General features: G+C 38.8%; 12 protein-coding genes. All 12 read right to left on the bottom strand.

All coding sequences use genetic code 11. The annotated features are described in order from the left end of the window. Positions 1-16: 16 nt before the first annotated feature. The 12 genes from G7058_RS11160 to rpsA all read right to left on the bottom strand — a co-directional run bounded on the left by G7058_RS11160 (position 17) and on the right by rpsA (position 14,367). Positions 17-712: a DnaD domain-containing protein gene (locus tag G7058_RS11160; RefSeq protein WP_166063592.1), complete on the bottom strand. Its 696-nt coding sequence runs from the start codon at positions 710-712 to the stop codon at positions 17-19. A gap of 85 nt (positions 713-797) precedes the next feature. After that, positions 798-2,081 carry an asparagine--tRNA ligase gene (gene asnS, locus G7058_RS11155; protein ID WP_405002870.1) on the bottom strand — a complete coding sequence of 428 codons (1,284 nt, stop codon included), beginning with the start codon at positions 2,079-2,081 and terminating at the stop codon, positions 798-800. A 33-nt stretch (positions 2,082-2,114) separates the two neighbouring features. Beyond that, positions 2,115-3,302 (bottom strand): pyridoxal phosphate-dependent aminotransferase, encoded by a 1,188-nt coding sequence (locus G7058_RS11150; RefSeq protein ID WP_166063778.1) that lies wholly within the window; start codon positions 3,300-3,302, stop codon positions 2,115-2,117. Between the two features lie 18 nt (positions 3,303-3,320). After that, positions 3,321-3,800 carry a cell wall elongation regulator TseB-like domain-containing protein gene (locus G7058_RS11145; RefSeq protein WP_166063591.1) on the bottom strand — a complete coding sequence of 160 codons (480 nt, stop codon included), beginning with the start codon at positions 3,798-3,800 and terminating at the stop codon, positions 3,321-3,323. Positions 3,801-3,902: 102 nt separating this feature from the next. Continuing rightward, positions 3,903-6,641, bottom strand: coding sequence for a helicase C-terminal domain-containing protein (locus tag G7058_RS11140; protein WP_166063590.1), 2,739 nt, complete (start codon positions 6,639-6,641; stop codon positions 3,903-3,905). Between the two features lie 187 nt (positions 6,642-6,828). Next, positions 6,829-7,299: a hypothetical protein gene (locus G7058_RS11135; protein ID WP_166063589.1), complete on the bottom strand. Its 471-nt coding sequence runs from the start codon at positions 7,297-7,299 to the stop codon at positions 6,829-6,831. A 115-nt stretch (positions 7,300-7,414) separates the two neighbouring features. Beyond that, positions 7,415-8,992 carry a CCA tRNA nucleotidyltransferase gene (locus G7058_RS11125; protein ID WP_227004446.1) on the bottom strand — a complete coding sequence of 526 codons (1,578 nt, stop codon included), beginning with the start codon at positions 8,990-8,992 and terminating at the stop codon, positions 7,415-7,417. A gap of 31 nt (positions 8,993-9,023) precedes the next feature. Continuing rightward, positions 9,024-9,575, bottom strand: coding sequence for a ReoY family proteolytic degradation factor (locus G7058_RS11120; RefSeq protein ID WP_166063588.1), 552 nt, complete (start codon positions 9,573-9,575; stop codon positions 9,024-9,026). 26 nt (positions 9,576-9,601) lie between these two features. Continuing rightward, complete coding sequence (locus tag G7058_RS11115) at positions 9,602-10,873, bottom strand: tetratricopeptide repeat protein (RefSeq protein ID WP_166063587.1); 1,272 nt, start codon at positions 10,871-10,873, stop codon at positions 9,602-9,604. 379 nt (positions 10,874-11,252) lie between these two features. Then, positions 11,253-11,531 carry an HU family DNA-binding protein gene (locus G7058_RS11110; protein WP_166063586.1) on the bottom strand — a complete coding sequence of 93 codons (279 nt, stop codon included), beginning with the start codon at positions 11,529-11,531 and terminating at the stop codon, positions 11,253-11,255. Positions 11,532-11,722: 191 nt separating this feature from the next. Beyond that, the gene (der, locus tag G7058_RS11105; RefSeq protein WP_166063585.1) at positions 11,723-13,036 is read right to left on the bottom strand and encodes a ribosome biogenesis GTPase Der; all 1,314 of its coding nucleotides are present in this window, start codon (positions 13,034-13,036) and stop codon (positions 11,723-11,725) included. Between the two features lie 86 nt (positions 13,037-13,122). Beyond that, positions 13,123-14,367, bottom strand: coding sequence for a 30S ribosomal protein S1 (gene rpsA / locus G7058_RS11100; RefSeq protein ID WP_166063584.1), 1,245 nt, complete (start codon positions 14,365-14,367; stop codon positions 13,123-13,125). Between the last annotated feature and the right edge of the window lie 33 nt (positions 14,368-14,400).

Below are 14,400 nucleotides of genomic sequence, written 5' to 3'. Positions count from 1 at the left end.
CCTTTTATTGGGTTCGTTATTCTTCTGATTCAAGCCAGTTAAACAAAGGAATGCGTTCGGATGATTCCTGCGGTTGCGTCACTGGTGGCCGTTCTTGATAATTTGAAAAGCGCTTTGTCTCTTCTTTTGCCTGAACGGAAGTCCGAATATTTTTCTTCTCCCAAGACATAAGGATACGGTCAATGTAACGCAAGCTGTATTTCTGATTCAGAACCGCTTCTTTTAATGCTTCAAGGATTAGTTCTGTTTGATAGCGATCTTTATCCATCCACTCACCTATCGTCTGCATTTCAATAGGTGTTAGTAGCCGTCCGAATTCTTGTTGGAAAATCTCTAAGAGATTGATATCCTTTTCTACTTCGCTCGTTTGCAGTGTTGATTTTTCCAAAACATGAGCTAATTTCCGATAGAGGGGTGTTAAGGAATAACGATCAAAGTCTTTGCCGGTGTTATCTTTTTCTGTATTTATTGCCACTAAATTCCGTTGAATTAAGTCGTGTAAAATCGCAAATACTTTTGATTCTTTAACACCCATTCTGTCACCAATTTCCGACATACTCGGGAAGTACTGCTTCTGATCGAGATAACTTTTTAATTGAATGACAAATATGAGTTCCTCACTATCTAATCCTAAAATCCGGTAATGAGTCAAAAGCCCATTTTCAATGATTGTTTGCCCCTGCTCCCACCATTTATCCAGTAAATCACTCATTTAATCACTCTCCTATTCAAAAGAGGCTGGGACAAATGTCTCGGCCTCTTTTTATATCTAATTATTTATGTCGCTATATCCTATATTATGGGTATAGACGGTTCAACAAACGTGGGAAGGCTGTTGATTCACGGATATGTTCTGTCCCGGAAATCCATGTTACTGTTCTTTCTAATCCCAATCCGAAGCCAGAATGTGGAACTGAACCGTATCTACGTAAGTCCAAGTACCATTCATAGTCTTCTAGTGACAAACCAAAGTTTTCGATTTGTTGACTTAATTTATCGTAGTTTACCTCACGTTCGCTTCCCCCGATAATTTCTCCGTATCCTTCTGGAGCAATCAAGTCTGCACATAATACAACATCATCGCGATCCGGATGTTCTTTCATGTAGAACGGTTTAATTGCTTTTGGATAGTTCAAAATAAATACTGGGCGGTCCGATTGCTCGGCAATAAATGTCTCATGCGGTGAACCAAAGTCGTCTCCCCATGTGATATCAGTAAAGTCATTTTTGTGTAGCAATTCAATCGCATCATCGTATGAAATACGGTCGTACGGTAATTGCGTGTATTTTTTCAAGACTTCTTTATCACGTTCTAAAACATCCAAGTAATAATCGCAGTTATCTAAAACGGATTGAATCAGGTACGCAACATATTGCTCTTGAACTTCTAAACTTTCATCTTGATGCATGAATGCCATCTCAGGTTCCATCATCCAGAATTCAATTAAGTGACGACGTGTTTTTGATTTCTCAGCACGGAACGTTGGTCCAAAGGAGAACACTTTACCGAAAGCCATTGCTGCAGCTTCCATATAAAGTTGACCTGATTGTGACAGGTATGCTTCTTGATCAAAGTATTCTGTGTGGAATAGTTCTGTTGTTCCTTCAGGAGCACTACCCGTTAGAATAGGTGGATCTACTTTCATAAAGCCTTCTTTATTAAAAAATTCATAAGTCGCACGAATAATTTCGTTACGAATTTTTAAGATTGCATGTTGTTTTGATGAACGCAACCATAAGTGACGATGATCCATCAAGAACTCAGTTCCATGTTCTTTCGGTGTAATCGGGTAGTCATGGCTTTCACCTAAAACTTCAATGTCTTTAACTAATAACTCATAACCTAATTTAGAGCGTGTATCTTCTTGAACAACACCTGTTAACATAATTGAGGTTTCTTGCGTCAAACCTTTTGCTGTTTCGAAAACTTCCGGTTCAACCTCATTCTTCAATACGATACCTTGGAAATAATAGTCGCCATCACGTAATTGTAAAAATGCGATTTTCCCACTACTGCGCTTGTTTGTTACCCATGCGCCGATTTTAATTTCTTTTCCTAAAAACTCTTGAGCCTTACTCATCGTAATTCTTTCCAACATCACTAACCCCTTTAATTAATCTTTTGCTTTTTTAGCAATAAAATCCTCTATTCTTGTTGCTGCTTCCGTTAATGTTTCTTCGTTTAGCGTATAGCTTATTCTAACATAGTCCGGGAAGCCAAAACCATCCCCACTGATAACAGCGACTTTTGCTTCTTCAATCAGGGCCAATGAGAACTCTGTAACAGAACTGTACCCCGTCATTTCAGCAGCCTCTTTAGCATTCACAAAGATATAAAATGCGCCTCTCGGTCTCACTAGCTTAAAGCCAGGAATCTTTTCAAGTAAGGGATAAAAGTGATTCAATCGTTTTTCGAAGATTTGTTGCATCTCTTCGCTGACAGACTGTGGGCCTTTTAATGCAGCAAGAGCGGCATATTGACTGACTGCAGCCGGATTCGCTGAGTGACCTGCAAATTCCGTCATCTTACTAATAATTTCTTTGTTCCCCATGGCATAGCCAATTCTCCAACCTGTCATCGCATACGATTTGGAAACACCATTAATGACAATGGTTTGGTTCTTTATTTCCTCAGAAATGGAAGCAACAGAGACCGCTTCATTCCCGTTGTAGCACAAATTATAATAAATCTCATCAGAAACGATAAGGATATTATGTTCCACCGCCCAATTCCCAATTGCTTCCAATTCATCTTGGGAGTATATCGTTCCAGTTGGATTGTTCGGTGAATTTAAGATAATCGCGGTTGTTTTTCCAGTTCGTTTTGCCTCTAAATCAGCAACGGACACCTTAAATTCATTCTCTGATTTAGAATCAACAATAACAGCGATACCACCCGCCAATTTGACTTGTTCCGTATAACTTACCCAGTACGGAGCCGGAATAATAACTTCATCTTCTGGATTGAGAATTGTTTGAAACAAGCCGTATAACGCATCCTTGGCTCCAGTCGTTACAATGACTTCGTTTGTCTCATAGGTAATACCATCGTGCGTTTCATGATAAGCAACAATCGCTTCCCTTAATGGCAAAATACCAGGAGTCGCCACATAATGATTCACTTTATTGTCTTGTATCGCTTTTATTGCGGCATCACGAATGTGTTGCGGTGTTTGAAAATCTGGCTCACCAACAGTCAAGCTGATAATATCCATACCTTGCGCTTTAAGTTCTTTAACCTTATTGGATGTCCCAAGTGTCGGAGATTCTTCTACTTGGAGCATACGGTCTGAAATTTTCACCATACAACATCACCATCCCTAGATATTCTTAAATTCCTTTATCTTTTGACCTGTTTTTGCCGATAACTGATAATAGCCTAATTTGCCGTTTGCATCTTTATAAGCGACTTCCCAAAATGGTTCATCAGAATCAATTCCAATACGTGCCTCTAACATGCTCACAGGATTTTCAACTGCTTGAACGATTGCCTTTGCTTCATCTTCCGTAACAATCTCATTAGAATCAAATACCCAAGTTTGTCCACCGTCTTGTTTAATTACAACATAAACAAGTTTATCCGCGTCAGTATATCCGGAAACTGCAAAATATGTTGCATCCGTTCCATTATACCAAAAGAAATCTTCAACTTTTTGTACAGCTCCAACTTGCTCAGCAATCGCAGCCGCTTCACTTTCAGCTTGGACAATTGGTCTTTGGGATTGATAAAAGATCGAATATGAGCCAACAATTAATACAAACAATACACCAATTAGCCCCATTACAATATTTCTTTTCACACGTTTACCCTCTTCCTCTATCGTCAAGCCAATCCTATATTCTAATATCATACTCAAAAATCACTAAAAAAGAAATCACTATTTGCTTCTCTGTCAGTATTTCTAAGAAAATAATTCTTCAAAATTTGTTTCATGCACTTTTATTCCTGACGGCAAGTTAGCCGTGATTTGTTTGGCATAGGGACTATGCACCAAGCGTGTATCTAAACAATACACAATTCCTTTATCCGCAGGGTTTCTGGATATGCGCCCCATGCCTTGAATCAAACGCATAATCATTTTCGGGAGTGATTCATTTCTGAATGCGTTAGCTCCGCCAACTTCGCGGTAGTACGCTTCAATCGCACGATTTTCGGGCGTGTCAGGCGGATCGAATGGGAGACGTGTCATCACTAAAACCTCTACAGGTTGATCAGGAAAATCTACCCCTTCCCAATAAGAGCCGCTGCCTAGTAGAACAGCCTGCTCAGCTTCCAAAAAGCGTCGATGCACCCGGCGTTGACTTCCCGAGAACCCTTGTGCCAGAAATTCGATGGCTTTCTTCTCTTTGTCATTACGATTCCTCAGACGAATCAACACTTCTTCCAACACTTTGTTTGAATTGAATAGAACTAAAATTTTCTTTTCTGAATGACTAACCAATTCAAAAACAAATTTCGTCAACATATTCAGCCATTCATGGTGATCCATTTTGGTTACTGCACCAATGTCGGTTGGTATAAAGACATCTATTTTTTTGTCTTGATCCTCAAATTGGGACGTATACGTAATAGCATGGATGTTGTCCAAACCAATCTTACGAGAAAAATAATGAGAATGTTCCTCTAGCAGCAACGTGGCACTGATATACAAGGTCTGTTCGAAAGTCATTTTGATTTCTTTTTGTAATTTTTCGCCAATATCCCAATGGCTTTTCTCCAAATTAAACGTTTTACTGTCACCCTTATGATTGACTTTAAGGGAATAATAACTATAAAAGTCGTTTGATTGTATCGCGTGGAACTCACTCATTCGTGTTTCCATCGTTTCAAGGAATCCACTCAATCTGCGCGTAAAGGAATTCTCTTTGTCCGTAAACTCCAGTTCCATAAAACGTGCTTCCATTAACTTGAGTTCTTCGAAATGCAGTAATAACTTACGAGAAAAACGTCTGAACCAAGCACTATCGATAAACTCACCTTCCAGATAGTGTCCCTCTTTCACTGATTCTTGTGTCTCACGTACCTGTGCGGCAAGTTGCACTTCCAATTCTGCTAACGTATGAATGACCTGATCCATCGCAAATTCCAAGTTAATTAATTCATAGTGAGGAAATGCAATTTTAGCATTTTGCTCTAAGTGTTCCCGGTAATCTCTGACCACATTTGAAAATTTAAGTACTTTTCGTTTCACAGCTGATAAAGGGAAAGAAACTTTTTCTTTATCTTTGTAGATAGATGCTAATCGGTGCGCTTCATCAACAATCAATGTCAATGCGCCATCCGGTGAATAACACTTAATATCTTCGAAATGATGACTCAGATACGCATGATTTGTGATTAAAATACTGGCCTCTTTCGCTTTTTTTTGATGATGCGTAAAATAGTCCAAATGGCGCTCTTTATCGTGCGAATCATTTTCTTCAAAATCGTACGTTAACGTATCTAATAATGTCCCCATCCGATGACTTGCACTTAACTCCGATAAATTTCCTGTTTCAGTCTCAGTCAACCAAACGAACACACTCATCATTACCAATGCTTCTGTGCCACGCAGCTCTGCTATATCTGTTTTCTCTACTTTATCCAGGCTAATCAAATGCTTGCGGCTGCTTAACGTCGCAAACGCTACATGGAACGGTAAAGTTTTCTGCAAACCAATCATTACTGTTTCTAACTGTTCTTGAAGTAATAAAGTGGAAGTCGCTATAATTACTTTATTTTTTGGATCTGCTCGCAAGATAGCCGGGACAACATAGGCCAAAGTCTTGCCAAATCCAGCCGGTGCTTCAATCGCAAAGGCACTTTCGTCCTTATTATTTAAGAACATTTCAATTTGGGTCATCATATCTGACTGTCCTTCTCTGGATTGAAATGAACTATTTGAGATGATGTCTTGCCATAATTTTTCAGTGTTGTACATTTCCTTGGCACGATAATCTGTCTGCTCATTTAAGGAGGTGACTTTTCTAACAGCCAGGCTATTGGCTATATGAATATCTGAAGATAGTGGCGCCCGTTGTTCTCGGCTCATTTCTAAGCACATCGCGAAGAAGTCAGCGTTATTCCTTTGAGTTTGGTTACTTAATTGATTTAATTTCTCTAAGGTAACAAGTGGCAGCGAAACAGCCTTTTCTTGCAACTGTAAGAGTAATTCTGCCGTTGCTCTTGCGTCCCCGGCAGCATCATGAACATTTAGATGCGTTAATTCAAAATGGCGCGACAAGTCCGATAAACGATAACTGTCGAGCGTTGGATATAATATTTTAGTCAGTTCTACCGTATCCATACCAGGGATTGTCAACTCTTGTAAACCAGCATCACTGAAAGATTGGCTCAAAAAAAAGTAATCAAAACCGATATTATGCGCAACAAATACACACTCTTCAAGTAGATTAAAAACATACTCTGCTATATCTTCGAAATACGGTGAATCTTTAACATCTGCATTCGATATACCTGTCAGTTGTTCAATCATCAAAGGAATCTTTTTCCCGGGATTGACCTTGAAATCATATTCTTGCAAGATCGTATTGTGCTGAACAAATGTTATGCCAATCTGGATAATCCGATCGCCATTTTTATAGCTTGATCCTGTTGTTTCTAAATCGACAACAGCAAAAATTCTATCTTTAAATCCCATTTGGATAATACCCCGATTCTACACTACATTCCTGTCACTCTATATATTTTACTAGATAAAGACCTATATTAGTAGGGGTTCAAACAAGTTATTCCAGGAAAAGAGAATGCCTTTTACTCATACTTCGGCTGCAACACAAATAGTAAAGGGCTGAGACAAATGTCCCAGCCCTTTACTATTTAGATTATTATTTATCAGGATAAATATCGTCTACTGTATGGTTTGGATCTACTACAATATACAACTTATCTTTAACGACTTTAGATGATTGGTATTCATTGTCATTGCCATCTATGTCTAAAGCTTTATATGGGAAGTAAATACGGTCACTTTGAACGATTGTATCTGACTTCGGATGATCTTCATCATGATACATAATATCCATCATTTCGATATCTTGATATTTCGCAACACGGTCGAACATACCTGCTTCAATTCCACCTAGGTTGATGTCACTTGAATGCACGTGATCAGCTTCTTGCGAGAGCTCGATACGCAATGATTCACACGGGTGAATCTCTTGAAATTCGCTGTTGCCAATTCTACCATAGCTTGTCGTTACTTGCTTTATCCATAAATCTCCGATATGCTCCCGGTTAATTGTCCAGGTTTCACCATTTCGGAAAATAATTTTTAAATGCGCCATTACTTTTTTCATATTATCACTCCTATTTGATAGCTTGTGAATATTTTATCATACTTTGCATTGAAATGGAAACAAAAAGCAATAATAAATTAAAGATTCTTGTAGAATTAACGAACAGCTTACTATTTCACTTTGTAACATTTTTCATAAACCGTTCTGACTTTACAATGACACGTGTGTGTTCGCCTTGTGCAATTATTTCATCGGAATCTTTAGCAACTATTGAAAATGAATATTTACTGCCGCTTAGTTCCTTAATACGTGCCTCGATTACAATAACTGCTCCAACTTTAGATGGTGCACTGTGCTTCATCGTAACGAAGGTCCCGACAGAAGTTTCGCCTTCATTCAGCAAATCCTTCATCATTTCCTTGCAGCAGTTTTCCATATACGCAATTAAACTGGGCGAGGATAGAACCGCTAAATCACCCGATCCAACATGCTCAGCAGTTTCTTCTTCTGTGACAGTATAAGATTTCATCATTACTTCATCCAAGTAAATTAATCTCCTCTTATCAATAAATTCACTAATGACTGCTTTGTTATTTTCAAGTCTTTCAGTGAGAATACGTTGTTTAACATCTGCAAGAATCTCCCCTAAGTAAGGACCGCCGCGATGCGTATCCAAGAGAGCCATTACTTCTTTACCGTTAATAGCCATGTCTTGAATTCTGTGAATTGGCATTGTTTTATCGAGGGCCAGCAAACGATTACTATCATTTGTGAAACCAAAACCGGTGATTAGCTCTTCGATTTCAGTTGCAATTTCGATTCCTGTCTCAAATAATAATGGATAATCCCAAAATTTATCAAATCTTATGATTAGTGCACGATAAGCTTTTTGAATATTACTGATTTCATTATTAGACAGTTTCCAACCACGTAAGAAGCTATCTACATTTTCTTGTGGAACAGAGAAGAAATAAAGAAGAGTCGTCCACGCAGATAACGATGTCTTAAATTGCATTGGAAAAAGTGCTAAATCTATCAATTCCTCATGCTTATTTTGAAAGCCGGGACACATATGAAAGAGACGGGTTTCAACAAAAAACTTAAGGCCACCTTTGCGGTTGCGCCCCATCAGTAACTTTACAAATTCTTCGCGAACGCGTTCGATAGCAATTTTGGAAAGTAAGGGGTGATAATCAACAACTGCTTCTTTCGTCTCCGCTTCAATTTCAAATCCAAGTTGACTGACAAAACGAGCCGCGCGCATCATACGTAAGGCATCTTCTCTAAATCGTTCAACCGGATTTCCCACTGCACGAATCAACTTTGCTTTTATATCCTCTTGTCCATCAAAGGGATCCTTAATAACACCTGTCCGACTAAGCGCGATAGCGTTAATCGTAAAGTCACGTCGTTTCAAATCTTCTTGCAGACTTCGGACATAGTCCACTTTTTCTGGACGTCTAAATTTTTCATATTTCGATTCAGTTCTAAATGTGGTTATTTCGTATGTTTCTTTATCATTCAAAACCATAACCGTTCCATGTTTAATGCCAACATCAAAAGTTATTGGAAAAATACGCTGAATTTCATCAGGTGTCGCACTGCTGGCAATATCGACATCTGAAATTGATAGATTCAGGAGCGTATCTCTCACGCCACCTCCGACAAAGTAAGCTTCATATCCCGCGTCTTCAATGGTCTCTATCAGCGGAAGAGCTTTATTAAATTCTGGTATTTGCTTTACATTAATCATTTTAATCCATTCCATTACCCACTGCGGTAATTCAAATCATATTTTTTTCGTCGATTGCTTTTAATTCTTCAGTATACTTATTGAATTTTTCTTCGTCTTTATCAGTCAAGGATTGATCAATTAACGTGAGTAAGTGGCTCTTTCTTTGTTGCCAACCCAGTCTTACTAAAGATTCCTCTACTGATTTCTTTGTTTCTTTTGTAAAAGCTGTTTCTTCTGTTTCATTCGGATTCTTTTCGAGAATACCGTATGAACTCAAAGTTTGGTATGCACCATCAAAATAAAGTTCTAAGTAGAAGTCTTCCTTCCAATTAAGACGTAAATCATGAAATGCTTGTTCAGGATCATCAAAACGCTTGCCTTCTTTGTAATAAACAAATGGTTCTTGGTCGCTGTCAACACTGGAAAGTCCCATGCCACGATTAGTCAGAGCAATATTCTCAACAAAATGAACATTTTTAAGCAGGAGCTCATGGTTTAGCAAGTAGTTCAATATCCATAAAGATTCCCGTCTTTTAAGTTGATAATTCTGAATAAACCACGTCAGGAATTTTTTCTTTTCCTCAAGCGAAGGTCGAATCATGTCCCCACCCCCTTTTACAAGATGAACTAACTTAATCGATTGATCATAATATCCATAAAATACTGGTTGTTTGAATCTATTAACAGTGCTTGTTCCACTACTTCTTTAAGCATGTCAAGATTCCCTTCTTCTTGAAGAAATTCGCTGTAGTTTTCTAAGAAATCTAAATTATCAACGAAATAATGATACGCTTTTTTGTAATAGTCGTTGGCTTTCTCGAATTCTTCCAACTCATTATAAGCGCGTGCTAAACGCCATTGGTAATACGGTTGATTAACGTTGTCAGGGTTTGATTCCAAGTACGCTACAACTTCATCATAACGCTCTCCATCCATTGCCATGTCCACTTTCAGAAGTACCGCTTCAACGAACTCAGGTTCAAATTCAAGTGCACTGTCGAGTAACGCTTCAGCTGCTTCCGTTTGCTTCAACTTACGATACAATTGCGCAGCCGCCAGATAAAACTCAGCTTGGAAAGGATTTTCTTTTACGCCCAACAACATCTTTTCCAAAGCTTCCGGCAGGCGTTGATCAGCTTCCAAAGCTTGTGCCAGGTACAAGTAAACACTCAGATAATCAGGATCTTTTTCCAATAACTCTTCAAAAATTTGAATGGCCCGTCCGTAAGCTTGCGTTTGCAAATACGCAAAACCTAATTGGAACAAACTATCCGAACTGTGATCAGAGGTTTGTAACTGCTCCAAATAGTATATACCTTCTTCAAACTCACCAATACCGTGGTAGCATTCCGCTAACTGCATCACAATATTGTCTTCCCATGGCATTTCTTCCTCTATTTCAAATAATTCCTCATACAACGGTATCGCTTTCTTAAAGCTGCCGATTGTATAAAAAAGTTTCGCCAAAGCATACTTTAGAACTGGTTCATCCGGAAGTAAGGACATTGCTTCACGTATTTTTTGTTCACTTACTTCATAAAGACCTAAACTTTGATACGCATCAGCCAGAACCAAGAGAACATTTGGATACAATTCACTCTTCGAATCGAATTGAAGTAATAGATCAATCCCTTCTGAAATTTGATCATTATCAATTGCTATCTCGGCCATGTATAGATCCCATTCTTCATATTGGGGCGCCAATTGTTTTAACAACTGATAGGTTGTCGTTGCTTCACTTAGAAAACCCGCATGATGTAGGGCTTCCGCGAATTCAGATAGTCCCTCAAGGTCGCCTTCTTCCATAGCAAGCTCTAGTGACTCATTAAAAAATACTTGTGCAATTTCCAGCTCATTATCTCTAATAGCTTCGAACATCTTTTGTGCTTTACTATTCATTGTCTTCCACCTACTTATTATATCTGTTTCCATTTTAACATAATCTTCATAACCACGCTCTTTATATTCCTGAACTTAACAAAGAGCTACATTTCTGTTTTTGGAGATAATCCTTCAACTTATTAAAATCTATGCGATAAAGGGTGGGATAGTGTTTGACTCTTTATACCGGCGTTCGGTACTTTTTAACTTCCTGAAAGCCGGTGTTTTGTCCCTTTTACCGGCTTTCAGCTTTTCATTCCCTCCTGAAAGACGGTAGTTTCTCCCTTTTACCGGCTTTCAGCCCTTCGTCTTTTCCTGTATGCCGGTAGCTACCCCCACTTTTTAAAAATATGCGTAAAAAAAAGCCTCGGATACAAGATCCGCGGCCTCTAATTAATTAGTTCTTAACTGCATCTTTCAATGCTTTACCTGGTTTGAATGCAGGAACTTTGCTTGCTTCGATTTGGATTTCTTCACCTGTTTGTGGGTTACGTCCTTTACGAGCAGCGCGCTCACGAACTTCAAAGTTACCAAATCCGATAACTTGAACTTTTTCACCGCTTGCTAAAGTTTCTTGAATTACTTCAAACAATGCATCTACAGTAGCTGTAACTTCCTTTTTTGTAAGGTTTGTTTTTCCAGCAACTTTTTCGATCAATTCTGCTTTATTTGCCATATTGTCTTTTCACCTCCTGCCAAAAAAAGAAGATTCCATGTTCTTATTTTGTAACAACATGTTAACTACTTTTGAGTGGTCCAAAAATAGTGAAGTGAAATACCATTTTTTCAGGTGATTTCTTATAAAGAATATCATAGAAATCCTATCACTGCAACGATTATCGGCTGTTTCCCACTATTTTATCGTCTTTATTTTTTCTGACGTGCAATCACTCTGAACGGTGTTCCATCAAATTCGAAGTTTTTACGAATTTGATTTTCAATATACCGCTCATAAGAGAAATGTAAAAGTTCTGGTTCATTTACGAACAAAACAAATGTAGGTGGTTTGACTGCAACTTGGGTCGCATACGAAATCTTCAACCTTCTACCTTTATCTGTAGGTGTAGGGTTACGCGCAATCGCATCCATCAAGACATCATTTAATAATGATGAAGAAATACGACGCGTTTGCGAAGCATTAATATCTTTAATCTTGTCTGGAATATGAGAAAGGCGTTGTTTCGTAATTGCCGACACATATAGAATTGGCGCATAGGAAAGATATTGGAATTCATCTCTGATTTCAGTTTCGAATTCTTTCATCGTGTTATTATCTTTTTCAAGTTTATCCCATTTATTAACGATAATCAGGATACCTTTACCCGCTTCATGGGCATAACCGGCAACTTTCTTATCTTGTTCTTGAATACCTTCTTCAGCATTCAATACCATCAAGACTACATCAGAACGGTCAATCGCTCGCAATGAACGCATAACGCTGAACTTTTCAGTACTCTCGCTGACTTTCCCTTTTTTACGGATTCCGGCTGTATCAATCATACGGAATCGCGTGCCTTCGTCATCTTCAAATGATGTATCTACCGCGTCACGTGTTGTTCCAGCGATTTCAGATACTATTACACGTTCTTCACCTAAAATAGCGTTAACCAGAGATGATTTACCTACGTTTGGACGACCGATTAGACAGAATTTGATGATGTCTTCTTCTTCGGCCAACTCGTCACTCGATGGAAACTCTGCAATTACTGCATCCAACATATCACCTAGACCTAGTCCGTGACTTCCTGACAATGGATACGGTTGCCCTAAACCTAAACTATAAAAGTCGAATACATCCGCACGCATTTCTGGATTATCTGCCTTGTTAACTGCTAATATGACTGGCTTCCCTGAGCGATACAAGAGACGCGCAACGTGCTCATCAGCATCTGTTACGCCTTCTCTTACGCTTGTAATAAATAAAATAACATCAGCCTCTTCAATCGCAACTTGCGCTTGAAGTTTAATTTGTGACATAAATGGTTCATCTTGGATATCAATACCACCCGTGTCGATAATATCGAATGTTCTTCCCATCCATTCGCCCTGTGCGTAAATACGATCACGTGTCACTCCGGGAATATCTTCGACGATGGAAATCCGTTCTCCCGCCAATCGATTAAAAATGGTTGATTTTCCAACGTTTGGTCTTCCGACGATTGCTAAAACAGGATTTGGCATTTTCATCACTCCCTCAAAATTTCTATTTTATTTCACCCAAAAAGGACAGAGACAAAAGTCTCCGCCCCTTTTGTAATATTATATGGTTATTCGTTATCTTGCAATTCTTTTAATTTGTCACCTAAGACATCTCCAAGTGTAAACGATGAATCATCTTCATTGTCTGCTTGGTAAGAATCAGTATAATCTTCTTCTACTGGTACATCATTGCCTTTTTCTTGCAATGCTTTGATGCTTAGTGATAGACGGTGTTCTTCAGGCTTCACATCTAAAACTTTAACTTCAATCTCTTGTCCTTCTTGCAACATTTCATGTGGTGTCGCAATATGTTGGTGTGAGATTTGAGAAATGTGAACAAGTCCCTCTACACCTGGGAATACTTCAACAAATGCTCCGAAGCTTGTCAAACGCTTAACCGTTCCCTTATGAACAGAGTCAACCGGTGCTTTGTCTGCAATTGTTTCCCATGGTCCAGGCAGTGTATCTTTAATACTCAAGGAAACGCGTCCTTTTTCTTGATCTACTGAAAGGATTTTAACATTCACTTTTTCACCGATTGTTAAGACATCTCCCGGTGTTGCTACATGCTCGTGAGCGATTTGAGAAATATGTACCAAACCGTCTACGCCACCCAAGTCAACGAAAGCACCGAAGTTAGTTAAACGTGCAACAGTACCTTCTACTGTGTCACCCTCTACCAATGTTGCCATTCTTTCTTCGCTCATTGCAGCTTTATCAGCCATAGCAACCGCTTTGTGAGATAGAATCAAGCGGTTTTCGCTTGGTTCAAGTTCAATAATTTTAAATTTCATTGTTTTACCTTTGTAATCAGAGAAATCTTCTACAAAGTATTCTTCAACCATAGATGCTGGAACGAATCCACGAACACCTACATCAACGACTAATCCACCTTTAACGACGTCTTTAACCGGCGCTTCAATGTACTCGTTGTTTTCAAATTTTTCTTGGATATCTTTCCATACTACCTTAGCGTCGATACGACGTTTTGAAAGTAGGAAGCTACCGTTTTCTTTGTCTTTAATTTGTTTGATAACAACAACCTCTACGACGTCTCCGACGTTCAAGATTTCAGTTACTTCATCAAAAGGCTTAGCAGATAGCTCTTTGTAAGGGATAACTCCTTCAACTCCGCGTCCTTTAATACCTACGATAGCTTGGTTATCTTCAATCGCAAGAACTTCAGCTTGCACTGTATCGCCGACTTCCAATGGTGGATAAGCATTCAGCATATCGTCCATTGTCATTTCGCCGTTTTCTTGTGTTGAACCAACCTCTTCATTCAATTCTTGGTTTTCATTGTATTCTGACATTTGACATTTTCCTCCCCGGTATCTTTTCTTACT

The organism is Jeotgalibaca porci (assembly GCF_011299095.1).
Taxonomy (GTDB): Bacteria; Bacillota; Bacilli; order Lactobacillales; family Aerococcaceae; genus Jeotgalibaca; species Jeotgalibaca porci.
Note: the sequence above shows the minus strand (reverse complement) of the source record. Positions and strands in the feature narration are given on the sequence as shown.

Bases quoted from the DNA above. Each gene is read 5' to 3' on its own strand.
- G7058_RS11160 (WP_166063592.1), bottom strand. From the start codon at position 712: ATGAGTGATTTACTGGATAAATGGTGGGAGCAGGGGCAAACAATCATT.
- asnS (WP_405002870.1), bottom strand. From the start codon at position 2,081: ATGAGTAAGGCTCAAGAGTTTTTAGGAAAAGAAATTAAAATCGGCGCA.
- G7058_RS11140 (WP_166063590.1), bottom strand. From the start codon at position 6,641: ATGGGATTTAAAGATAGAATTTTTGCTGTTGTCGATTTAGAAACAACA.
- G7058_RS11135 (WP_166063589.1), bottom strand. From the start codon at position 7,299: ATGAAAAAAGTAATGGCGCATTTAAAAATTATTTTCCGAAATGGTGAA.
- G7058_RS11125 (WP_227004446.1), bottom strand. From the start codon at position 8,992: ATGATTAATGTAAAGCAAATACCAGAATTTAATAAAGCTCTTCCGCTG.
- G7058_RS11120 (WP_166063588.1), bottom strand. From the start codon at position 9,575: ATGATTCGACCTTCGCTTGAGGAAAAGAAAAAATTCCTGACGTGGTTT.
- G7058_RS11115 (WP_166063587.1), bottom strand. From the start codon at position 10,873: ATGAATAGTAAAGCACAAAAGATGTTCGAAGCTATTAGAGATAATGAG.
- G7058_RS11110 (WP_166063586.1), bottom strand. From the start codon at position 11,531: ATGGCAAATAAAGCAGAATTGATCGAAAAAGTTGCTGGAAAAACAAAC.
- der (WP_166063585.1), bottom strand. From the start codon at position 13,036: ATGCCAAATCCTGTTTTAGCAATCGTCGGAAGACCAAACGTTGGAAAA.
- rpsA (WP_166063584.1), bottom strand. From the start codon at position 14,367: ATGTCAGAATACAATGAAAACCAAGAATTGAATGAAGAGGTTGGTTCA.